The organism is Formosa sediminum (assembly GCF_007197735.1).
GTDB classification, from domain to species: domain Bacteria; phylum Bacteroidota; class Bacteroidia; order Flavobacteriales; family Flavobacteriaceae; genus Formosa; species Formosa sediminum.
Window position 1 is genome coordinate 2,235,860 of sequence record NZ_CP041637.1, and the last position, 22,871, is coordinate 2,258,730.

The 22,871-nt window shown below is 29.4% G+C and carries 21 protein-coding genes; all 21 read right to left on the reverse strand.

Annotated elements, in window-relative coordinates:
* Window positions 1-34: 34 nt before the first annotated feature.
* Window positions 35-529, reverse strand: coding sequence for a hypothetical protein (locus FNB79_RS09780; RefSeq protein ID WP_143381133.1), 495 nt, complete (start codon window positions 527-529; stop codon window positions 35-37).
* A 279-nt stretch (window positions 530-808) separates the two neighbouring features.
* Window positions 809-982 carry a hypothetical protein gene (locus FNB79_RS17205; protein ID WP_185967748.1) on the reverse strand — a complete coding sequence of 58 codons (174 nt, stop codon included), beginning with the start codon at window positions 980-982 and terminating at the stop codon, window positions 809-811.
* A 510-nt stretch (window positions 983-1,492) separates the two neighbouring features.
* Window positions 1,493-1,660: a hypothetical protein gene (locus tag FNB79_RS17210; protein ID WP_185967745.1), complete on the reverse strand. Its 168-nt coding sequence runs from the start codon at window positions 1,658-1,660 to the stop codon at window positions 1,493-1,495.
* Window positions 1,661-2,120: 460 nt separating this feature from the next.
* On the reverse strand, window positions 2,121-2,570 hold the full coding sequence (locus FNB79_RS17215; RefSeq protein ID WP_185967749.1) for a hypothetical protein: 450 nt from the start codon (window positions 2,568-2,570) through the stop codon (window positions 2,121-2,123).
* 698 nt (window positions 2,571-3,268) lie between these two features.
* The gene (locus tag FNB79_RS09790) at window positions 3,269-4,096 is read right to left on the reverse strand and encodes a hypothetical protein (RefSeq protein WP_143381135.1); all 828 of its coding nucleotides are present in this window, start codon (window positions 4,094-4,096) and stop codon (window positions 3,269-3,271) included.
* A gap of 160 nt (window positions 4,097-4,256) precedes the next feature.
* Window positions 4,257-4,970, reverse strand: coding sequence for a hypothetical protein (locus tag FNB79_RS09795; RefSeq protein WP_143381136.1), 714 nt, complete (start codon window positions 4,968-4,970; stop codon window positions 4,257-4,259).
* 223 nt (window positions 4,971-5,193) lie between these two features.
* Window positions 5,194-6,108 carry an RES domain-containing protein gene (locus FNB79_RS09800; RefSeq protein ID WP_143381137.1) on the reverse strand — a complete coding sequence of 305 codons (915 nt, stop codon included), beginning with the start codon at window positions 6,106-6,108 and terminating at the stop codon, window positions 5,194-5,196.
* A 157-nt stretch (window positions 6,109-6,265) separates the two neighbouring features.
* Entirely contained in the window at window positions 6,266-6,775 is a 510-nt protein-coding gene (locus tag FNB79_RS09805) for a WapI family immunity protein (RefSeq protein ID WP_185967750.1), read from the reverse strand.
* A gap of 779 nt (window positions 6,776-7,554) precedes the next feature.
* On the reverse strand, window positions 7,555-7,932 hold the full coding sequence (locus FNB79_RS09810; RefSeq protein ID WP_143381138.1) for a YbbC/YhhH family protein: 378 nt from the start codon (window positions 7,930-7,932) through the stop codon (window positions 7,555-7,557).
* Window positions 7,933-7,937: 5 nt separating this feature from the next.
* Window positions 7,938-8,303 carry a hypothetical protein gene (locus tag FNB79_RS09815; protein ID WP_143381139.1) on the reverse strand — a complete coding sequence of 122 codons (366 nt, stop codon included), beginning with the start codon at window positions 8,301-8,303 and terminating at the stop codon, window positions 7,938-7,940.
* Between the two features lie 215 nt (window positions 8,304-8,518).
* Window positions 8,519-9,229, reverse strand: coding sequence for an ADP-ribosyltransferase (locus FNB79_RS09820; RefSeq protein ID WP_143381140.1), 711 nt, complete (start codon window positions 9,227-9,229; stop codon window positions 8,519-8,521).
* A 147-nt stretch (window positions 9,230-9,376) separates the two neighbouring features.
* On the reverse strand, window positions 9,377-10,693 hold the full coding sequence (locus FNB79_RS09825; RefSeq protein ID WP_143381141.1) for a hypothetical protein: 1,317 nt from the start codon (window positions 10,691-10,693) through the stop codon (window positions 9,377-9,379).
* A gap of 605 nt (window positions 10,694-11,298) precedes the next feature.
* Window positions 11,299-11,820, reverse strand: coding sequence for a hypothetical protein (locus tag FNB79_RS09835; RefSeq protein ID WP_143381142.1), 522 nt, complete (start codon window positions 11,818-11,820; stop codon window positions 11,299-11,301).
* Between the two features lie 251 nt (window positions 11,821-12,071).
* Complete coding sequence (locus FNB79_RS09840; RefSeq protein WP_143381143.1) at window positions 12,072-12,572, reverse strand: hypothetical protein; 501 nt, start codon at window positions 12,570-12,572, stop codon at window positions 12,072-12,074.
* Between the two features lie 769 nt (window positions 12,573-13,341).
* Window positions 13,342-14,217, reverse strand: coding sequence for a hypothetical protein (locus FNB79_RS09845; RefSeq protein WP_143381144.1), 876 nt, complete (start codon window positions 14,215-14,217; stop codon window positions 13,342-13,344).
* A 208-nt stretch (window positions 14,218-14,425) separates the two neighbouring features.
* Entirely contained in the window at window positions 14,426-15,718 is a 1,293-nt protein-coding gene (locus FNB79_RS09850) for a hypothetical protein (protein ID WP_143381145.1), read from the reverse strand.
* A 162-nt stretch (window positions 15,719-15,880) separates the two neighbouring features.
* Window positions 15,881-16,390, reverse strand: a complete 510-nt coding sequence (locus FNB79_RS09855) for a WapI family immunity protein (protein WP_185967751.1) — start codon at window positions 16,388-16,390, stop codon at window positions 15,881-15,883.
* Window positions 16,391-16,584: 194 nt separating this feature from the next.
* Window positions 16,585-18,705 (reverse strand): DEAD/DEAH box helicase, encoded by a 2,121-nt coding sequence (locus FNB79_RS09860; RefSeq protein ID WP_143381146.1) that lies wholly within the window; start codon window positions 18,703-18,705, stop codon window positions 16,585-16,587.
* 2 nt (window positions 18,706-18,707) lie between these two features.
* Window positions 18,708-19,628, reverse strand: a complete 921-nt coding sequence (locus FNB79_RS09865; RefSeq protein ID WP_143381147.1) for a HamA C-terminal domain-containing protein — start codon at window positions 19,626-19,628, stop codon at window positions 18,708-18,710.
* Window positions 19,629-20,896: 1,268 nt separating this feature from the next.
* Window positions 20,897-21,805 (reverse strand): hypothetical protein, encoded by a 909-nt coding sequence (locus FNB79_RS17220; protein ID WP_185967752.1) that lies wholly within the window; start codon window positions 21,803-21,805, stop codon window positions 20,897-20,899.
* A 313-nt stretch (window positions 21,806-22,118) separates the two neighbouring features.
* On the reverse strand, window positions 22,119-22,850 hold the full coding sequence (locus FNB79_RS09875) for a DUF3800 domain-containing protein (RefSeq protein ID WP_143381148.1): 732 nt from the start codon (window positions 22,848-22,850) through the stop codon (window positions 22,119-22,121).
* Window positions 22,851-22,871: the final 21 nt, after the last annotated feature.

A 22,871-nucleotide genomic window follows, 5' to 3' on the forward strand; every position in this document is an offset into this window, starting at 1 on the left:
AGCAATAAATTATATACGGTGTTGTACACCGTTGTTATATTATTATTAAACTTATTGGTAAATCATTTTTCAATTCCTCAAGTTTCATTTCGTTCCACCATTCTCTCGGGATTTTTGAGCCATCTAATTCAAAACCAACTTCAATCTCTTTAACCAAAATAAACACAGCGCCTTCAGCTGTTGACATATCGTCAATAGTATATTTGTTTTTCAAGTCAGCAAGAGTATTGCCCACACCAATTCCTAATTCGGTTTTGAACTTCTGTCCGTATAGCCAAATCCTCCACACTTTTTCTCCTTTCTCGTCTGGTTCCACCGCATAAATCAATTTAGAGTTTTCGTAAACATTAAAAATGTCATAGTCGTCTCCTTCAAGGCTTATCGTCTCTTTCTTTATATTATATTCCTTGTTTTTAGATTCTAAAAAATCAGAAATTTCCATTCCGATTTTCACATTGTCAACGGAATCATTTTCAATGAATTCATAATTGACGAATAGTAATAATATAATTAAGTTCAATATTTTCATTTTGTCTCCGTAAATGGTGTACAACGGTTTTGTATAAGATTAGTTGCGTGGTTTAAGCACCTAATGTAGCAAAATACAAACCGAATAGAAAATCCGCGAGGATTTTCATAAGTAGGCTTGCACTAGCAATTAATTTTATACGGTGTTGGCATTTCGTTGTTTTTTTATTTAGGTTTCTGTTTACTCGACTTAATTCAATTTTATGTTTTTCTTGCGTTTGAGTAAATTCGGTCAGATATTTATTCCGCAAACTTTTTCAATTCCAGTTCCTTAAATATTCTAAACGTCAGAATGAGATTTTTTTTTAGATTTAATTTGTCCTGTTATTAACAATGCAATTCCTCCTCCGACTAAAAATCCAGTAAGAAAATCAGTTCCATCATTTTCAAATGAAAACTGCAAAATAATTCCGATTATTAACATTATTAAACCAATTATTCTTATTCTATTCATAATATATTTTTTTATTCAGTTTCAGATTCCGCAAACGAGCTAAAAGTCAAACATCTTTTTTTTAATCACTCTTTTTATACAGCTTTAAATTCTCATTTACTTTTTATTAAAATAGTGTTTTTCTAATTTCTCAATGCCTTGTAATTCAGCCAAATTTGAGTCATTCGTATATTTTTCAATTATCTATTTTATGTCTTTTAAATTACTCATAATTGTAATTTTTAACGGTTCTGCTCAATGAATGCCAACGGTTTTGTATAAGATTAGTTGCGTGGTTTAAGCACCTAATGTAGCAAAATACAAACCGAATAGAAAATCCGCGAGGATTTTCATAAGTAGGCTTGCACTAGCAATTAATTTTATACGGTGTTGGCATTTCGTTGTTTTTTTATTTAGGTTTCTGTTTACTCGACTTAATTCAATTTTATGTTTTTCTTGCGTTTGAGTAAATTCGGTCAGATATTTATTCCGCAAACTTTTTCAATTCCAGTTCCTTAAATATTCTAAACGTCAGAATGAGATTTTTTTTTTAGATTTAATTTGTCCTGTTATTAACAATGCAATTCCTCCTCCGACTAAAAATCCAGTAAGAAAATCAGTTCCATCATTTTCAAATGAAAACTGCAAAATAATTCCGATTATTAACATTATTAAACCAATTATTCTTATTCTATTCATAATATATTTTTTTATTCAGTTTCAGATTCCGCAAACGAGCTAAAAGTCAAACATCTTTTTTTTAATCACTCTTTTTATACAGCTTTAAATTCTCATTTACTTTTTATTAAAATAGTGTTTTTCTAATTTCTCAATGCCTTGTAATTCAGCCAAATTTGAGTCATTCGTATATTTTTCAATTATCTATTTTATGTCTTTTAAATTACTCATAATTGTAATTTTTAACGGTTCTGCTCAATGAATGCCAACGGTCTCGGCTATGAGTAGTTGCGTGGTTTGGTACTTAACTTTGCAAGTACACACCAAACTGAAAATCCGCGAGGATTTTCAGAAGAAGGCGAGAACAAGCAATTACTTATAGCCATTGTTGTAAAACGTTTTTATTCATTCTCAAATACTCCACGAGCTGTTAAATATCCGTTTTTCTGTTCGGTAAATAGTTTTTCAACACTTTCTCCTTTCAGACCTTTCCATTTTTGTCCTTTTTTATTGGGTCAAATATGTATTTCTGGTGATAGTATTTTTTATCTTCCTCACTATAGGATAAATATAGTATAGCGTTTTCGTAATTTTCAAATGCAGGTCTACCATAATGGTCATAAGCTTCGAACTCGACCGTGTCAGTTTCTAATTTGTTATATACATTTCTGAGAACTTTATATTTACATTTAAATCCGTTGTCCATTACCCAATTTTTAAAAATCAGAGTGTCTCCTGTAATAGAGTCAATTTCTATTCGTTCATTATTTTCATTTGGGTCAAATTCAATTACAGATAATTTTTCTCCGATAAATGCATAAAGATTTACAGAGTCATTCGTCATTTTGAATTCAGATTCTGACCCAATTTTAGTCGACTTACAACTAATCAATATCATTAAAATCCCTAAAGTTTGAAGGATGCGATTCATTTCGTTCAAATGTTTTACAACGTGTTTGTGTAAGGAACGTTGCGATTTTGTACGCGAGGATTTTCCGCAGGAAAATCAGCAGTAAGCAAAATTGCAAGAACCAAACGATTGAACTAAAGTAAGCAATGTTTTTTACACGGTGTTATGTACAGGTTTATTTTCTTTCCACCATAAGAGTAAAAATCCATAGTTCTACATGTATTTTTAACCTTAAATATCAAAATAGGTAGTAGATATTTTTAGAAGGTTTAAAGGTTCAGATATTCAGCTCAAACCATTGGTTTATTATGTTTTTGTAGCAAAAAAATATACCTGGGAAATCTCTTTTACCAATACAACTTTCTTAAAGTTCAGATTATTTTAAAATCCGTCAAAACTTAGAGTTTGCTATATTTTCGATGTAGAGAATGTTTCTAGGAAAGTTAAAATTCAGAGTGGTATTTTGCAACATTTTTTATTCCGCTAGAGTGAAATTCATAGTGTGTTTTTCAATTCAGCATTTCAATTTTTTCCTTACTTAGAAATCTGAAAACTTTAAATTAAGTAGGATTTTCGTTGGTTTGGGAACTTGTACATAACGTTTATGTATAAGAATAGTTGCGGGTTTGTATGCGAGGATTTTCCGAAGGAAAATCAGACGTTACAAACACGCAACGACCTTTGATTAAGCACTAAACCGCAATTATTTTTATACGGTGTTAGCGGTAGTTTTTATTATTCCTAATTCTATATGTTCTCAATAAATTTTCCATTTCTTTTGGGGTTTTATCGAAGTCACCAATTTTTATTTTTTCAGAACCACCTTTGAATTTATAATATAAATACGCTTCATACCTTTTTCCTGTATTAATATAAATTACTTCTTCATTTCTAATTTCTTTCCAATTTTTAAATTCGACATTTACTGTTCGAATTCCTTTATTACAAATAGTAATTTGTGTGTGATTATTCGTTGCTTGTCTAAACTCTTTTATTGCATAATATCCTCCAATTAGACTAAATATTGTTCCTTTTATATAACTGTCAGATGTTATTATTAAATAGACTCCAAGCCCAAGGCAAAGAAGCATTATTCCCATTTCGATTAAGTTTGTTGTTTTTGAATAATGAATTTTCGTTAAAGAAGGAACTGTATAGTCTTCTTTATATTCATCCTCTTTTTCGAATTTCTTTTCGAGTTCTTTGAGTTTTAATTTGTCCTTGTTATCCCTTATTTCTGTTTTTTCAAAAATATTGCCGTCCCTCCATATTAGCTTTTCTTGAATTGCTCTTTTCTTTAATTCGTGAACATTTCTAACATTTTCAAAAGCCCAAATTCTCCATTTGGTTATCATAAAACTCCAAATTAGCCAAGCTAAAACAAAACCAATTAAGAAAGCTATCCCAATTCCCCAACCAGGAATTAAATTCTGTTTTGATAAAAATAAGGCTAAAGCTGGACAACCAATAATTGTAATAAATACAGGTATATTCACAATCAAATGCCCTCTATTTATTGCTTTATCGACTGTTATTTGTTCTCTCATTTGGATTTTGGCTCAAATTACCGCTAACGGTTACGTATAAGAATAGTGCGGTTTTGTGTGCGAGGATTTTCCGCAGGAAAATCAGACGTAACAAAATTGCACGGACTCTCGATTAAGCACTAAACTACGCATTATTTTTATACTTTGTTACCTGTAGTAATTATTCCCAAGTTTCAATCATAGTTACTTCAGATGATGATGAGCTTTGTTTGTTTTTAGAATTATACTCAATCAAATTATCAATTATTCTATTATGTAAAGGTTCTAAAGAATGTAATAGAATTATAATTATCTCTTTGATTTTATTCAGGAAATAGTTGTCGTTTTTCATTGTGAAAGGTGAAAATTTTCCCCAAAAAAAAGACTCCATTGTGTTTAAATCAAAATTAGGTTCTAAATGTGATGCTCCGTGTTTATTAGAAATCAAATTAATTATGTTTCTTATGTTAAAAATATATTCAGTTTCTGATTTAATCTTCAAACAATTTATTTCAACAAACTCTTCAAGATTGTATTTTTTCAGAGGTTCGTGACTTAACATTACGTAATTTATTCCTTTGTTTTTTGAAAAATCATCTCGATATGTTTGTATTTCTCTTATTTTTCTATTCGATAATGCAATTCCTGTAATTATTTCGTTGTTTGCATAAAAATTGATATCAATATTATAATTCGTATTTATAGTTTCAATTCCTTTGTCTAATAATAATATTCTCAATAAAACAGATGAACGAATAAAATCATATGTTTTGTTATTCAATACGCATTTATGTAAATCTTCAATACATTCCACAAAAAAAATCTCTTTTGAAATTCTTGAGCTTACAAATTTTTCTCTTAATTTTTCTGTGATTATGTTTTCTTTTAAGCGCATTTTTGGTTTATTACAGGTAACGGATTCGGCTATGATTAGTGCGGGAATAGGGAAGCGATAGCTTCACGATTAAGCACTAAGACGAAGCATTTTGTTTGCTTTTATCTTTTTCTTGTTCAAAAGTCAAATCAAAATGATTTGACGACATTATAAAAATACACTAAACTTTTGATTAAATACCAAAACCCGTATTAATTATAGCCATTGTTGTAAGCAGTTATTTTTATTCAATTTCAATTTGTTTTGGTTCGTAATCAAACCATTTAAAATTTGAGTTTAACGGTCCAAATTCTTTTGCGTGTTTAATCGGCGATATAAGTGAGTTTTCTCCATTTTTTGTAATTCTAAACATAGCAGCAATTTCTAATTCCAAAAACTGTTCAACTGCTGCTGGTGTTAGAACTATATTATGTCCAACATAATCACTTTTTACGCTCGGATATTTTAACCCAGGTAATCCTTTCCAATTTATCACGAAATCAGCAAATGCTGCTGAAATCATATAGTCTGTATTTTTTTCTATGTCTTTTTTTGCGAATTGGTTTGAAAAAAAATCCAATATCAAACGAAATTGTTCCAAATTTTCCGGATGTTCTTTAGCTAAATTTTCTTGATGAAATTTAAACGATTTTTCTACATCTTTTGAGTTTTTTATTGAGTCTTGGTTAAAGACCATTTCTGCAACTTCTATGTCTTCTTTTATTCTCCATTTCCCAACTGTCATTACAAAATCAGCGTTATCAACTTTTACCTTATCCAAATTTCTAAATATTTGACTTGTTTCGAGCAAATTAATCAATCTTGGATGCTTGATAACATCTGACTCAATCGCACCATAAAAAAGTGATTGATGTTTCATATTAGCTCGACCATAAGATTTGATATTTTCATAATCGTTTCTGTATGAAATATCAGTTTCCGAGTAAAATATTTCGTCAGGTTTGTTTATTCTTGCTCGCTCAATATGATAACCTTTATTAAGTTTCGCTGTCAGAATTGGAATCCATTTAAGTTTTCTTAACTCAACAGATAATTTATTGAAAGAAACTTTTTCCAAATCAGCCGTTTCATATTCAGCTATTAGTTTTTTAATCTCTTCTACGCTTGGTAGCTCTGGAAATTTCGGTTGTTCTTTCATAATTGCTTACAACGTGTTTGTGTATGGTTAGTTGCGTGGTTAAGCAACTAAGTTAACAAACATTTACGAACCCGAGAAAATTCCGCAGGAATTTTCGCAAGTAAGAACTTAAAAAGCAATTAATTATACACGGTGTTGTGCGTAGGCTTTTTCATATTCAATTGAATAAAGATTTACCAAAATTTTTAAACACATCAATATATGATTTTTTTCTATTCGTTAAGGCTCGTTCTGGATATAATTCCGCTTCGTTTTTCAATTCTGATGCAATTTGTTTTAATTCCTCATTATTAAATTCACAATCCACATAAAATTCTTCGTCATCTTTGGCATTCGGATTGCGAGATTCTAAATCAAACGTTATTCTTATCCGTTTTTTATCCGCAAATTTTTTAGTTAGTTCAAATTCCAAATTTGGTTCCATAAACACAAGTGAATCAGTATCTGTTTCTATGTCATTCGAAAGTTGCTCAAACCATTCAATAATGTCTTTTAAATCTCTAACCAAAAGCGAAGGGTCAACAGTTTCCCAATTTCCACAATCACTTTTTATTTTTAAATAAACCAACAACCAATTTGAATCATATTCACAATCAGTTATTTCAGGAAACTGATAATTCGTTATCCTAAATTCAACTGTTTGGTTATTTATTCCTTTAAATATCATTTAATTCAGATTGTTTTTTCGTTCGTAAGTAGTTGGAAAGTTTAAATTCTAGCTCGATTTTCGTTGGTCTGACAGCTTACGCACAACGTGTTTGTGTAAGGAACGTTGCGATTTTGTACGCAAGGATTTTCCGCAGGAAAATCAGCAGTAAGCAAAATTGCAAGAACCAAACGATTGAACTAAAGTAAGCAATGTTTTTTACACGGTGTTATGTACAGGTTTATTTTCTTTCCACCATAAGAGTAAAAATCCATAGTTCTACATGTATTTTTAACCTTAAATATCAAAATAGGTAGTAGATATTTTTAGAAGGTTTAAAGGTTCAGATATTCAGCTCAAACCATTGGTTTATTATGTTTTTGTCGCAAAAAAATATACCTGGGAAATCTCTTTTACCAATACAACTTTCTTAAAGTTCAGATTATTTTAAAATCCGTCAAAACTTAGAGTTTGCTATATTTTCGATGTAGAGAATGTTTCTAGGAAAGTTAAAATTCAGAGTGGTATTTTGCAACATTTTTTATTCCGCTAGAGTGAAATTCATAGTGTGTTTTTCAATTCAGCATTTCAATTTTTTCCTTACTTAGAAATCTGAAAACTTTAAATTAAGTAGGATTTTCGTTGGTTTGGGAACTTGTACATAACGGTTTTGTGTATGATTTCGTTGCGTGTTTTAAGCACTAAAGTTAGCAAATAAATCACAGATAGAAAGTCCGCGAGGACTTTCGTAAGTAGGCTACAACTAGCAATGAATTATACACGTTGTTGTGCAACGTTTTTTATTTTCCGTGTGATAACCTCAATACCTTTCCATTCCAAGAGTCAAAAACCAGTTTAAAAACTCCTCCTCTATAATTTTTCGGAAGTGTTCCAAAAATAACCCAATAGTCATCAATCAGATATACTTGGTAAGGTTTCTCAAACTCTATTTGTTCTTTTCCATAGCGCTCGAACAATATCAATTCAGCATATTTAATTGCGTTTTCTTCTTTAGTAATCAACTTGATATTCATTTTTGTCCGGTCAGGCTTATTTTCCAAGGCCAATTCAAGTTGTTTTTCAGCGTATTCTTTATCTCCAATCCATCTATCAGACTCTTGCGCTTGAATACCTGCAGAAAACAATATTCCAAGTAATAATATTATTCCTAGTTTCATTTTACTCACGTTCTAATTTTAAGTTTGTAATCAGTTAACCAATTTTTGTATCCAATCGCTTCAGTTCCGTTTTCGTTAGCTACTCTCTTAATTATTTTTAACGCTTTTTGTTCCGTTTTTTTGTCAACGTTTAGTCTTTCCAACATATGAGTCGCAACCCAAAGATTTGTTCGGTTTTCATTAACAGTAAGCAATTCCGCAAACTTTAGAATTTCAAAACTGTTATCATTTTTAGAAATCAATTCAATAATCTTGTACATTTCGTTTACTGACGAGTTGTTTTTACGAACAGATTTTTTATCGGTATAATCTGTTTCTGCACAGGTTTTTGTCAGATTGAGATACTTTTCTTTTAAATTCTCGATGTTCATTTCAAATGTTGCACAACGGCTTCGGCTATGATTAGTAAGGGAATAAATAAGCAATTAATTTCCGATTAAGCACTTAGCCAAAACTTTTTATTTTGTTTTAATTTTTCATTTTTAAAGCCAAATCAAAAGATTTGGCGGACTTTATAAAAATATACTAACTTTTTGATTAAACACCAAAACCCGTATTAATTATAGCCAATGTTGTAGCCAGTTTATTAATCAGCTTGTTGAATTGAGCCAAATATTAATCGGTTTGATAAAATTTTATAATTTTTCTCAATTAAAATTGTGCTCCCCTTTTGGATTAATAACTCGAATTCAGTTCTACGTTTTGATTCCTTTTGTGCCTTTTCACAATAAATAGCTTTTGAAAATTTAGGTACTTTTAAAATCAATAAAGCATCTTTTTCGAAATCACTATTATTGCCATCTGAGTCTTTTCTGTGCGATATATTTATAGATGTACTTAAAAACCCATAGTCTTTAATAATACTAAGTTTTTTCTTTCCGTTAAATAAAAATGATTTTGACCTTCTCGCTACTATTATGTTTTCTGATACATCAAAAGAGTTGATAGTCTTATTTAAATGACAAATATGTTTATTTAATTTATTGTCAAATCCTGCGGTATAAGAACCTATTCCTCTTAATTTTTTATTTATGTGTCTAAATATTTCACCTTGATAATTATCAAAACTATCTATTATATTAATTTCTTCTTCTGTAGCTTTTAAATTATCTTTTTTTTCTAAAATATTAGTAAAATATTGATTGTGAACATCTGTCCACAAAGGTATTGTTTTGTCAGTTTTTAAATCGAAATATTTAAAATCAGTTTTTACGATATGATTTTCAATCCATCTGTTAATTAATAACTCAGAGAAGGAATTAAATATTTTTCGTTCAATCTTTTTCTTCGTTATCATTTTTAATTGGCTACAACGGTCTCGTATAAGAATAGTTGCGTGGTTAAGTATCTAATTTAGTAAACAAAAACGTGCCAGAGGAAAATCCTCTGGATTTTCCGAGTAAGGAATGACCAAGCAATTATTTTTATACATTGTTAGCAATAGTTATTTTACTTTTTGTTCGAATTTAACAGACATAGTTCCATTGGTTGCTACAATCTCATAAGTTCCATTTTTAAGTGCTAAATTACAATAGTCGGTTTTATATTCAATTTCTATAACATCAATTGGAATTGAAGCATTTAAATCTTCTCCTTTATTATAAGCAAATATCATAATAGGAAAATCCAAATTTAAATTAGAAATATTAATAGCCACATTATTATTCCCGTTTTCAAATAACCAATTTGGTCTATTACTAATGTATTTTGTTAATGGATGAAAAACAACAATATCAATCCATCTGTCATTATTCTTATAAGCAAAAGGGTTTGAGTTTTTATCAAGAAGAATGGAGGGATGCTTAAAGTCAAAAGATTGTACAAAAATATTGCTATAGTCAAAAGTACTTTTTTCAGAGTAAAAAACTTGGTCAATCGTTAGCGGATTAATTCCAGTTAATTTGTGTAATCTTCCAGCTAATGATAAGCCACCAAAAAAACTAACATTTCCTTCAATAGCGTGGCCTGAACCACAATGAATGAGATTCTTTTCAGATGGTTTTTCTTTAATTATTTTATAGATATTGTTCGCTTGGTCTATTTCTCTTTTAGCCCCTCCTTCATTACCAGTTGTTTCATATGGATAAATTGTGTATCCAATTTCTTTAGCTGTTCTTATCAAATTTCCGAATTGTGGGTTTTTAGTGTAATAACCTGAATTTTGGATAGGGTATTTTCTTGAATTTAGCAAAGAGTCTTTTTTATCACCATTTGTGAGGGCTTCAAGAAACAAGTTTTTGTAACCATTATTAAATAATTCTTTTAGCAAAGATTCTGTGAACACTCTGTGAGATGCGTTATGGTGAGATTCATTTATAATAACAATTTTGTTCTCTTTGGATTGATTAAGTATGTAATCTTTTGCTTTTGCAGTTTCATAAAGATTTTTAATTGAATCAAATTGAAACTGGTTATAACCAATAATTTTTGGAGTAAATTCTAAATCCCAATATTTTAATGCATTTTTATGGTCAGTTTTAAAGGAGTACTCTGTTGCGTAACTTTGAAAGTCAGGTTCTAAAGCGTCTTTTTTAGATTCACTTTCTATTTCGGCTTTAAACTTATATTTATTGTTGAATGCAATATCTTTTTTTTCATTTCTTATAGATTTACAAGAAATAAAAAATAAGATAATTGTTACAAAATATATTGTTTTGTTCGCCATAATTATTGCTAACGTGTTTGTGTAAGGAACGTTGCGATTTTGTACGCGAGGATTTTCCGCAGGAAAATCAGCAGTAAGCAAAATTGCAAGAACCAAACGATTGAACTAAAGTAAGCAATGTTTTTTACACGGTGTTATGTACAGGTTTATTTTCTTTCCACCATAAGAGTAAAAATCCATAGTTCTACATGTATTTTTAACCTTAAATATCAAAATAGGTAGTAGATATTTTTAGAAGGTTTAAAGGTTCAGATATTCAGCTCAAACCATTGGTTTATTATGTTTTTGTCGCAAAAAAATATACCTGGGAAATCTCTTTTACCAATACAACTTTCTTAAAGTTCAGATTATTTTAAAATCCGTCAAAACTTAGAGTTTGCTATATTTTCGATGTAGAGAATGTTTCTAGGAAAGTTAAAATTCAGAGTGGTATTTTGCAACATTTTTTATTCCGCTAGAGTGAAATTCATAGTGTGTTTTTCAATTCAGCATTTCAATTTTTTCCTTACTTAGAAATCTGAAAACTTTAAATTAAGTAGGATTTTCGTTGGTTTGGGAACTTGTACATAACGTGTTTGTATAAGAAAAGTTGCGTGTTTGTGTGCGAGGATTTTCCGAAGGAAAATCAGAAGCTAGCAAACGAGCAACTAACTTTGGTTTAGCTAAAACTAGCAATTTTTTTTATACGGTGTTACCTGTAGTTATTTTTTTCTATACACTATTAAATTATACTTAAATTCAGTTCCATCACTTTCTAAAAGTTCAAATACTTTCAATTCCGTTTGAGTGATTTCCGCAAATTCTATTTCGTTTTTTGTAAATTCTATTAAAGAACCAGATTCTCTTAATTGTTCCAAAAGACCTGGTGCAAGTTTGTCAATCGGAACATTGTATCTCGGTTTGTCATAAGTCATTCTAAATAACTTAAATTCTCGGTCATATTCCCATTTTCCAGATTCACAATTATCGGGATTATCGCAACCAATTAATTCATAAGTTCCGTTTTTTTCAATTCGCATACTAGGTCGCCAAATAACTTCATTAGCAGTAATTGTGTCATTTATAAAATGTGTAATTTCCGATATCGTTTTTCCATTACTATCCGTTAATTTTTCAAATTCCCAAGTTCCAATAATCAGTTTCTCAATTTGTTCTGCGCTTTTCTTTGTTTTTGCATCATCTATTAATTCCAAGTAAGTTTTAGATGACTGGCAATAAGTCAAAATTGGAAAGAATATAATGGCAAGCAGGATGTTTTTCATAATTACAGGTAACGGACTTGTGTATGAAACGTAGCGTGCAAAAAGACACTAACTTTTCGGATAAACACAGAGCCGAATTTTTATATTTTGTTTTTAGTTTTTTCTCTTTTTAAAAGCCAAATTAAAAATTTGGCGGACTTTATAAATATACAAAACCTTTCGATTAAGTACTTATTAGCTATGTTTTATACACCGTGTTGTAAGGCGTTTTTTTATTCAGATTTTATATTTTCAATTCTTAAATAATCTCTTAAACTTGGGTCAACATATTTTTTTTCATTCGTTTGTTTGTTTCTTACTTCGTTAAAGTCGTGGTCTTTGAAAAATGGACTGTTAAATAGTTTATGAATGTCCAATCCAAAAAACTCTAATTTCCCAATTAAATGTCTAAATTCATACTTTTCAGTCAAATTTTGCTTTTCGACAATATAGTTTCCAACTGAATTAAATAAAGATGAATATCCAATACAATTAGCTTTTTCTAATTCACAAATCAAATTCGGATTACTCGAAACTTTATTAAAAGTAAAGTCCAATTTTTCGCTTGTTATTTTATTGCTCAATTCAATTATTTCTTCAATACTCAATATTTTATCACTGGTTCTATTATCAATTTCTTTAATTAACTTTTTGTCGGTCAGAGTAATATTATTTCTAGTATCAACTTCTAAATAATTAACCGAAATTCGGTATAAAAATCCACGAAATAGCATTATTAGAATTATAAAAAATCCGAAGTATTTAATGTTTTTTTTTAGTCTGTTCACAGTTTGTTTTAAATGGCTTACAACGTGTTTGTGTAAGGAACGTTGCGATTTTGTACGCGAGGATTTTCCGCAGGAAAATCAGCAGTAAGCAAAATTGCAAGAACCAAACGATTGAACTAAAGTAAGCAATGTTTTTTACACGGTGTTATGTACAGGTTTATTTTCTTTCCACCATAAGAGTAAAAATCCATAGTTCTACATGTATTTTTAACCTTAAATATCAAAATAGGTAGTAGATATTTTTAGAAGGTTTAAAGGTTCAGATATTCAGCTCAAACCATTGGTTTATTATGTTTTTGTCGCAAAAAAATATACCTGGGAAATCTCTTTTACCAATACAACTTTCTTAAAGTTCAGATTATTTTAAAATCCGTCAAAACTTAGAGTTTGCTATATTTTCGATGTAGAGAATGTTTCTAGGAAAGTTAAAATTCAGAGTGGTATTTTGCAACATTTTTTATTCCGCTAGAGTGAAATTCATAGTGTGTTTTTCAATTCAGCATTTCAATTTTTTCCTTACTTAGAAATCTGAAAACTTTAAATTAAGTAGGATTTTCGTTGGTTTGGGAACTTGTACATAACGGCTTCGGCTATGGATAGTTGCGTAGTTAGGTTACTAATTTAGCAAAAGTTCTCGGACCAGAGGGAAATCCGTAGGATTTTCCGAGTAAGGATAGACCAAGCAATTATTTATAGCCATTGTTAGCACCAGTTTTTATCTTTTTATTCTATTTCTCTCATAAAGTTTTAATTTCCAATTCTTTAAATCAATTCCAATTAAACCACTCCACAACCAATCGGTATCGGGTTTGAATCCTTCATAGATATACGTTAATTCGTTCTCAGTTGCCAAGGGAATAGCTTTCAATGAGGAAACGGCAAGGTAATCGTTTACTATTGAATCTGTCAAATTACCATTTTTGTATAAATACAAATAGTTTTCCGGTTTTGAGTAGTTTCCAAAAGATAGAATAGAAATCGTATCTGATTTATATATCAAAGAATTTTGCGAAAATATTTCATGATATTCATGCTGAATATTTTTAAGCAACTTTTCGTTTTTGATTAAATCAGAAATTGGTTTAGGAACTTTATTTAAATTTAAATGTTTAGCAGAGTTGGTTGATATAACTATTATTGAATCACTTAATTGATTTTGGGTTTCATATGTTGCTATGTAAGAAGATTCTATTGAAGCATCGTAGAACTCATAGTTTTTTCTAGAAATTGTATCTATTATGATTTGTTCTTTATTTATTACAATAAGCCTATCAATACCATCTGTTGAAAAATATTTTTCGGCAATATTATCGGGTATTTTAACTCTTGATTCCAATTCATTTCTGAAAACAGTCTCTTGATAAGAGTTGTTAATTATGTTGGCAATTGAATCTGAATATTTATTTTTAAAACTTAATGTTATGTAGTACTCTTCACTATTGTAGAATTTTGTTAAAATGTCTACAAGTAGGAAAGGTTCATCCTTTGTTTTGATTTTCTGATTTTGAATCGAGTCCAAAGTAACCTCATTTTTTGAAGTTTCTTCTTTAATTTCTTTGTTGATTTCAGATTCTAAATCGGTTTTATTCAATTTTCTATTGTTACAACTAAAAATTGTAATAAAGATTAAGAGTGTAGTCAATTTTTTCATCAAATTGGTGCTAACGTGTTTGTGTATGGTTAGTTGCGTGGTTAAGCAACTAAGTTAACAAACATTTACGAACCCGAGAAAATTCCGCAGGAATTTTCGCAAGTAAGCACATAAAAAGCAATTAATTATACACGGTGTTGGCAAATCGTTATTTTGGATATTCCTTAAAGTTCGTATTAATTTCTTCAATGTTCTGAAACCAATTAAATAGTTTTAAATCTTCAATTACTTCATCTTCCTTTTCTTTCGGAAATGGTTCAATATTTTCTATGTATCCGAATTTAAAATGTGTTAATTTATTTGAAGTAGAAATTACAATTATTTTACCAGCTTTATATTTATTCCATACACAATAACCTTCTGCGGCTAATTGCATTGAAATCATTACGTGTTCGTGTTCCATTTTTTCTCCGTGAAGTACCATTGCAACGATTATGTCATTTATAGTTCCATATCTTCTAGCAACAAAATATCCGCTTTCATTTTTATATCGATTATGAAATTCAAAAAAAGTTTGTCCAAAAATTCGTCTTTCAAAACGACTTAAGGAAAGAAGTTCTGTCGCGATTTTAATATTATTTGGGTTATTTCTATAAAGCACTTCTCGTTTAACGAATTCGTCAACGAAGTAACTAACTTTATCATCTTTCTTTTTTCTTTGAACTTCCTTTCGTTTTAGATATTCCTCCCATTTACCGTCTAATTGAATACTCGCTCCATTGTATTCATCTGAATAGAGGTTTTTGTTGAATTTTCTATCATTAAAAAGATAATCTGCTAATAAATCTAATTCGCTTCCCGAAAAAAGGATAAAACGTTTTTTATTTTTTAATAGTTCTGTATTATATTGAAAAAATGATTTATTTGTTTCCTTATCCCAATCATTTTCTTCTCCAAGCATCATTACAAGTTCTGTTTCTTTAAACGTAAACTCTCTTTCTTTGAGATATTCAATGAAATCAGGAATAGTATTTAATTCAGTAACTATACCTAAAAATGAATTCCAGTTCAGAATATGTGCAAACTCATTGTTTTTAGTAATTAAACCACCAGGATGAAATAAAGGAACTGTATTCAAATTAATTATCAATCTATGAACACTATCATAATTTTCAGGCGAAAAATCAAAAGAGCCAGTTTCTGGATGATTAAAACTAACGTTATTATTTTTGTTAAGTAATTTTCTTTCCGCTCCGTGAATTTGTGCGATTGCTTTTTTTAAAGTTGAACGAAAGTAACGTTCATAGTTTCCCTTAAATGAATAATTCTTAATTGAAATTATTATTAAATGGTTTTGGAAAATTATTAGTAAATCACAAATCTCTTTTTTATTTCCTAATTCATCTTTCGGATTCGGAAAGCACCAATATTTTAAATAAGTGTCAAATGCAATTCTATTTACAGCTTCTTCTCCCTTAATTCCGATTTCGTTACTGTCCATTCTCTAATGTTTGCCAACGTGTTTGTGTATGGTTAGTTGCGTGGTTTAGCAACTAATTTAGCAAACTTTTACGAACCAGAGAAAATTCCGCAGGAATTTTCGCAAGTAGGCAAGAACCAAGCAATTAATTATACACGGTGTTGTGCGTAGGCTTTTTCATATTCAATTGAATAAAGATTTACCTAAATTTTTAAACACATCAATATATGATTTTTTTCTATTCGTTAAGGCTCGTTCTGGATATAATTCCGCTTCGTTTTTCAATTCAGATGCAATTTGTTTTAATTCCTCATTATTAAATTCACAATCCACATAAAATTCTTCGTCATCTTTGGCATTCGGATGGCGAGATTCTAAATCAAACGTTATTCTTATCCGTTTTTTATCCGCAAATTTTTTAGTTAGTTCAAATTCCAAATTTGGTTCCATAAACACAAGTGAATCAGTATCTGTTTCTATGTTATTCGAAAGTTGCTCAAACCATTCAATAATGTCTTTTAAATCTCTAACCAAAAGCGAAGGGTCAACAGTTTCCCAATTTCCGCAATCACTTTTTACTTTTAAATAAACCAACAACCAATTTGAATCATATTCACAATCAGTTATTTCAGGAAACTGATAATTGGTTATCCTAAATTCAACTGTTTGGTTATTTATTCCTTTAAATATCATTTAATTCAGATTGTTTTTTCGTTCGTAAGTAGTTGGAAAGTTTAAATTCCAGCTCGATTTTCGTTGGTTTCACAGCTTACGCACAACGTGTTTGTATATGGTTTGTTGCGTGGTTAAGCAACTAAGTTAACAAATAAAAACCGAATAGAAAATCCGCGAGGATTTTCGTAAGTAGGCTAAAACCTAGCAATAAATTATATACGTTGTTGGGCGTTCGTTATTTTTATTCCATCAAAAAAGTAATCTAAAATATATTTATCAAACTCATCTAGTCCTTCTGTTTTTCTAACTATTTGTTCTTGACCAATTTCGTTAAATTCTTCAATTGCCTTATGAATAGTTAATTCGCTATCATAGAAATCAATAATTTTCGATTTTTGAAACTTTTTAGAAATCATTCTAGGTAAACCATATTCTTCTAATTGAAAAACAACTTTTGGTAGGAATGCTTGTGAACAATAACCAATAAACTTAGAAATGTCATATCCTTTTCCAACTAATATTTCTTTTTGTAACGCATTAACATCTTTTAAAAGTGAAGAAAATTTGTAAGTTACATTTCTTTCTAATTTAAAAAATTCATCTATTCCAACATCATAATCTTCTAATTCATTAAGTAACTCTGGGATTGATTTACTCCAATTACGAGCGATTGTTTTTATGAACTCAACAAATGTTTTGTTTTTCGCTTCCCAGTTACCTGGTTGAAGATTTATAATTTTATAAAGCAACCTATCCCAGTTTTTTGGCTTAAATTCATTTAAATGATATAAGCCATTCCATTCATCTGGATTTGTTTTTAGGTCAATTGCAATTTTTTTTATTAAGTCTGAATTACTTGATTGAAAAGCCGATTCACTCTTCAACTTTTCATAAACTTGAAAACCCATTATTGAGGTCATTTCTTCTTGGTGCGACTTTAATAAAGCTAGTTGTTCTTTAGTTAATAAACCTCCATATTGTTCTGCATCTAAATCCCCAATAATTTCATTTGGAAAAGGAATGTCTAATTGAGTTTGAGCTTGTTCAGGTGGTTTTTCTAAAATGTAAATTTTACCAATAAAATGTTTGAACATTCGACCTCCTCTACCAATAATATTTTTATAGGTGAAGTCATCAAGTTTTGCAGCTCCTTTTCTATTTCTCCAAATAATTACATTTTCAGCAGATGTATTTACTCCTTCAATAATTGAGGAAGTTGAAATTAAGTTATTGATTCCTTTATCTTCTTCAAATAATCTTACCTGTATTTGGCTTAGTGAACGATGTAGTCGTCCATTATGAACTCCAACACCTCTTTTTATTAATTTAGTAAGACTCCAATTAAAGTCATAATTTTTTACAAGCCAATTAGAAAACATTGTAAGTAAATTGTTATCTAATTCTGAATAAGTAGATTGAAATAGGTTAGTTAGACTTTCAATGTTTGAATAAGTCCCTGCATAAATAAGTGATTTAGTATTATTTTTTTCTAAAATATCGAGTAAGACTTTACTCTTTTGGGCAGTGTCATTATTTTCTATTTCATTATATAATTCGTGTTTTTCAAGGAAAACTGTATTAAAATCCATTCTATGAAACTCCATATCTTCTGTTAATGGATTGTCATCTATACTTGAAATATTTGGAGCCAAATAATATTTTTGTTTTGCTTTTTCGCCTAATTTAATCATTGCTCGAACTAGGCTAGGAGACCTTTCTTTATCAAACTTATAACCAGCTTTATAAAATTCGTCAATAATCATAATGTCAAATTCATTGACAATATTGATATAATTCAAAGCTCTTTCTTGTGGGAAAATAAAAATGTTTTTTTCAGAGAGTGTTACATCTGAAGTTGTAATTATTTTATATTCATCAGCAAATTTTTTATATAAACGCCTTCTTGTTTCGTCAGTTAAGGCTAGAGTTGGTACAATTATTAAAACATTATTTGGTTTCTTTAACTTAATATAAGCATCAATAACAAAACTTTTTCCAAAACTTGTTGGAGCACTAACAGCAATGTTACGTCCTTCTAAGAGCTTTTTTAATAGTAATGATTGTTCTCTATGTAGAGTTAAAGGAACTTGTTCTCCGACATCTACTTTAAAGGCATCATAGATAAATCGTTCTTCCCAATTTGATGTTTCTGGGTCTAAATATGGGAAAAGACCTGTTTCTCTTATTAAATGATTTACTAAAGGATTATAATTTAATTCATTAGTATTATGATAATCTAATAATTTGATTAATTCTTGTCTAGCTTCATTGTCTTTTTCAGATATTAAAAGTTCGTTTATTATATGACATTTTTCGAAAACTTGTTTTTGCATATTTAATCTCTATAAACTTTTGCTATTTGAATGAATTTATTAACTATTTGCTCTTTTTCGGCAACTGGAAAAAGAATTATATGAAAATTTATTTTCTCATATAAATGTACGTCAGTACATTTATTAATTTGTTTTTTAAAGTATTGAGTTGCTCTTTCTTTATGATAAGCAATTACTTCTTTTTTATATTCATCTGTTAAGCTAGTACCTGATTTAGTTTTTTCACATTCGTACAGTAATAAAATGGGAATGTTTAAAATGGGCTTTATATTATCTATTGACTCTCCTTGTGATAAGCTTGATTTGATTTTAGCTCTTAAATCATCTGAGATTTCATTAAAATCGTTAATATCACTTAGATTAGTAATTATTCCATTTTCTTTTTTTATTTTATTTAAGCTAATAGAGTCCTTTACAGAATCTACTATTTTATCTAATCTAGCATTTTCAATACTGTTGTAAAATTTTGATTCGCCAAACCAAAGGGAAAAACTATCTTCGGATTCAACTACAATATGAACACTATCAGCTCCTTTAGCTTCATCATTTTGGTTTTGTTTGTAGAATATTTTTGGTACAATTGGTAATGCCTTGTAATGTTTTTTCATTATTCCATAAAGAACAATTTCTGCAATTTCACTTCCTTTACCAAAAGATTTATCTCCTTCAACTAATCTTAGTTTTTTAGCTGATTCAATTAATACAGAACCTTCTCCATCATTTAAAAGAGCCTGTCTTTCACTGTAACTTAAAGCCGTTTCTTTAATATTATTCCATACAAAATTTTGAAATTTTTCATATCTCCATTTCCCATCTTCAAAGTCATTTATAATTCCAAGTACAGATTTATTATTAGTAGGATTTAACGTGTCATCTAAATTTACGTCATCAAATATTTCATTAAGTATAATTTCAAATTTCATTCGTGTTTTTTTTTAATGACGCCCAACGTGTTTGTGTAAGGAACGTTGCGATTTTGTACGCGAGGATTTTCCGCAGGAAAATCAGCAGCAAGCAAAATTGCAAGAACCAAACGATTGAACTAAAATAAGCAATGTTTTTTACACGGTGTTATGTACAGGTTTATTTTCTTTCTACCATAAGAGTAAAAATCCATAGTTCTACATGTATTTTTAACCTTAAATATCAAAATAGGTAGTAGATATTTTTAGAAGGTTTAAGGGTTCAGATATTCAGCTCAAACCATTGGTTTACAATGTTTTTGTCGTAAAAAAATATACCTGGGAAATCTCTTTTACCAATACAACTTTCTTAAAGTTCAGATTATTTTAAAATTCGTCAAAACTTACAGTTTGCTATATTTTCGATGTAGAGAATGTTTCTAGGAAAGTTAAAATTCAGAGTGGTATTTTGTAACATTTTTTTATTCCGCTAGAGTGAAATTCATAGTGTGTTTTCAATTCAGCATTTCAATTTTTTCTTTACTTAGAAATCTAAAAACTTTAAATTAAGTAGGATTTTCGTTGGTTGGGGAACTTGTACATAACGTGTTTGTGTAAGGAACGTTGCGATTTTGTACGCGAGGATTTTCCGCAGGAAAATCAGCAGCAAGCAAAATTGCAAGAACCAAACGATTGAACTAAAATAAGCAATGTTTTTTACACGGTGTTATGTACAGGTTTATTTTCTTTCCACCATAAGAGTAAAAATCCATAGTTCTACATGTATTTTTAACCTTAAATATCAAAATAGGTAATAGATGTTTTTAGAAGGTTTAAGGGTTCTGATATTCAGCTCAAACCATTGGTTTACTATGTTTTTGTCGCAAAAAAATATACCTGGGAAATCTCTTTTACCAATACAACTTTCTTAAAGTTCAGATTATTTTAAAATCCGTCAAAACTTACAGTTTGCTATATTTTCGATGTAGAGAATGTTTCTAGGAAAGTTAAAATTCAGAGTGGTATTTTGCAATATTTTTTTATTCAGCTAGAGTGAAATTCATAGTGTGTTTTTCAATTCAGCATTTCAATTTTTTCCTTACTTAGAAATCTAAAAACTTTAAATTAAGTAGGATTTTCGTTGGTTTGGGAACTTGTACATAACGGTCTCGGCTATGAGTAGTTGCGTGGTTTAGCGATTAACTTTGCAAGTACACTCCAAACTGAAAATCCGCTAGGATTTTCAGAAGTAGGCGAGAACAAGCAATTACTTATAGCCATTGTTGCCATTAGTTATTTTTTATTCGTTTTAGTTTAATTACGGAGAAATAAACTTTGTCGTCAGTATTCCACTTTAGATAATCTCTCTCTTGAGAAACAACCTTAAATTTTGAGTAAACTTCATTGTTTAGAAGAAAGGTCAGAATATAATTTTTGTCATCATATTTCCATTTTCCTAAATGTTCAGTTTCTGTCCAATTCTCAATATTTATGTCAGTTATCCTTAATTTTCCGCTTCTCTTAAAATTTAAATCGGTAAAGTCTTTATTTTTATTCTGTTCTGATTTAATTAGTCCGCTGTTCAATTTCACGAAATCCTCTTTAAAGTTTAGAACTTTGTATAGACTAATAGAGTCAGCTTTATAGAAATTCTGTTTTTCATTATTTGCAAACCATTCTGTTTTATTGAAATTGATACTTCTTATTTCTCTCTCAAAATCTTTTAGAGTTACTTGATTTTCTTTTTTTGAATAGTCTCCATACGCTATTTTTTTATCAAAATCGACACTTAAATAATCGGTAAAGCAACTAAAAAAGTCATAGTCATTTTTTTCGCCATTCTCATCAGTTTCTATTAACAAAGAAGGTGTAATTAAATAGTATTTTCCGATTTCAAAGTTTGCAATGTATGGCCGACATAAAGCTCCATTGTCTCCCCAAATTTTTATTTTTTTGCGTTTTTCAGAACCTACATATTTTTCAATTATTTCTACTGTCATTGACAAAGGCATTTTTCCATCATAGCCGTCAATTTGCTCTTCAATAAAGTCTGAGTATTCAATTACTTTTATTAGCGCAACCAATTCAGAGCCTTTAGAAATATTACTGAACGAACAATCCCCTGTACATTCACAACTACAAGCAAATGATTTTATTGAAATCAGTAGTATAAAAAGTATGGCGAAAGTTTTTTTCATAATTAATGGCAACGGTTTTGTGTATGAAACGTAGCGTATAAATAAACGCTAACTTTTCGGATTAGCACGAGCCGAATTTTTTATTTTTATGTTTAATTTTCTTTTATAAATATAACCAAATAAAAAATTTGGCGCACTTTGTAAATACACAAAAACCTCTCGGAAAACCTATAATAGCTATGTTTTATACACGTTGTTGTGTTTTCGTACTTTGCTTTTTTTGGTTAATACATATATATTATGTATATTTGTACTCGGATTGGGCTTTTCCCGGTCGGCATTTTTCCTCGGTCTTTACTGGGGATTTTGTTTTTTATGGGAATACCTTATAACCATATTTCTTCTTTTCAATTATATCATAAGCTCTGTTTACTTGTGTTGGCTTTAAATATTTCAATCCAATTGGTCTAGCTGTTAGGTCAGCTAATTGCAATCCACTAGAATTTGTTTTTTTGTCTGAGATTAAAAATTTATAAACCATTTTACCAAAGTTTATATTCTTGTATCCGAACTGCTCATTTTCAGTACAAATTCTTAAAAACTCAAGTTCTAAATCTTTGTCTTCGTTATTCCCTCTTTTTTCAAAAATCAAAGAAATTTCTTTTCCTTCTTGACCGTTGTATAGTAATAGTTGATTCAGCTTTTCTAAACCGAAACGTAAACCTAAATGATATGGATTAAAAGGTTTATTGTATTTCGACATCAGTTTTCTTTTGTCAATAACAATAGGCACAATCTTAAAAGGTATGTCTTCTATAATTTTTGATAAGTCCAACATAAAGTTTTCTCTTAACTCTCTGTTAGTTCGTAAAAACTTAAAAGGCTCTTTAGTCTTTCTAATATCTATTTCGTGTAAAACTATTTGGTCGTGACCAAAATACTTGAATTTGAAACGTTGAAGTTCAGGAACAGCTTGCTCTATGTAATCAGATATTTTAAAACAACAAAAAGTCAATACAAATATTGGGTAATTATTGTCTACATTTTTCAATCCGTGGTCTCCTGATTCATCTACATAAACAATGTAGTCCCCTTTTTCTGTCATAAATTTTAATCTGTATTCGTA

Bases quoted from the DNA above. Each gene is read 5' to 3' on its own strand.
- FNB79_RS09865 (WP_143381147.1), bottom strand. From the start codon at position 19,628: ATGAAATTTGAAATTATACTTAATGAAATATTTGATGACGTAAATTTA.
- FNB79_RS17215 (WP_185967749.1), bottom strand. From the start codon at position 2,570: ATGAATCGCATCCTTCAAACTTTAGGGATTTTAATGATATTGATTAGT.
- FNB79_RS09840 (WP_143381143.1), bottom strand. From the start codon at position 12,572: ATGCTATTTCGTGGATTTTTATACCGAATTTCGGTTAATTATTTAGAA.
- FNB79_RS09800 (WP_143381137.1), bottom strand. From the start codon at position 6,108: ATGAAAGAACAACCGAAATTTCCAGAGCTACCAAGCGTAGAAGAGATT.
- FNB79_RS09850 (WP_143381145.1), bottom strand. From the start codon at position 15,718: ATGGACAGTAACGAAATCGGAATTAAGGGAGAAGAAGCTGTAAATAGA.
- FNB79_RS09810 (WP_143381138.1), bottom strand. From the start codon at position 7,932: ATGAAACTAGGAATAATATTATTACTTGGAATATTGTTTTCTGCAGGT.
- FNB79_RS17205 (WP_185967748.1), bottom strand. From the start codon at position 982: ATGAATAGAATAAGAATAATTGGTTTAATAATGTTAATAATCGGAATT.
- FNB79_RS09790 (WP_143381135.1), bottom strand. From the start codon at position 4,096: ATGAGAGAACAAATAACAGTCGATAAAGCAATAAATAGAGGGCATTTG.
- FNB79_RS09815 (WP_143381139.1), bottom strand. From the start codon at position 8,303: ATGAACATCGAGAATTTAAAAGAAAAGTATCTCAATCTGACAAAAACC.
- FNB79_RS09795 (WP_143381136.1), bottom strand. From the start codon at position 4,970: ATGCGCTTAAAAGAAAACATAATCACAGAAAAATTAAGAGAAAAATTT.
- FNB79_RS17220 (WP_185967752.1), bottom strand. From the start codon at position 21,805: ATGAAAAAAACTTTCGCCATACTTTTTATACTACTGATTTCAATAAAA.
- FNB79_RS09855 (WP_185967751.1), bottom strand. From the start codon at position 16,390: ATGATATTTAAAGGAATAAATAACCAAACAGTTGAATTTAGGATAACC.
- FNB79_RS09805 (WP_185967750.1), bottom strand. From the start codon at position 6,775: ATGATATTTAAAGGAATAAATAACCAAACAGTTGAATTTAGGATAACG.
- FNB79_RS09875 (WP_143381148.1), bottom strand. From the start codon at position 22,850: ATGACAGAAAAAGGGGACTACATTGTTTATGTAGATGAATCAGGAGAC.
- FNB79_RS17210 (WP_185967745.1), bottom strand. From the start codon at position 1,660: ATGAATAGAATAAGAATAATTGGTTTAATAATGTTAATAATCGGAATT.
- FNB79_RS09780 (WP_143381133.1), bottom strand. From the start codon at position 529: ATGAAAATATTGAACTTAATTATATTATTACTATTCGTCAATTATGAA.
- FNB79_RS09860 (WP_143381146.1), bottom strand. From the start codon at position 18,705: ATGCAAAAACAAGTTTTCGAAAAATGTCATATAATAAACGAACTTTTA.
- FNB79_RS09820 (WP_143381140.1), bottom strand. From the start codon at position 9,229: ATGATAACGAAGAAAAAGATTGAACGAAAAATATTTAATTCCTTCTCT.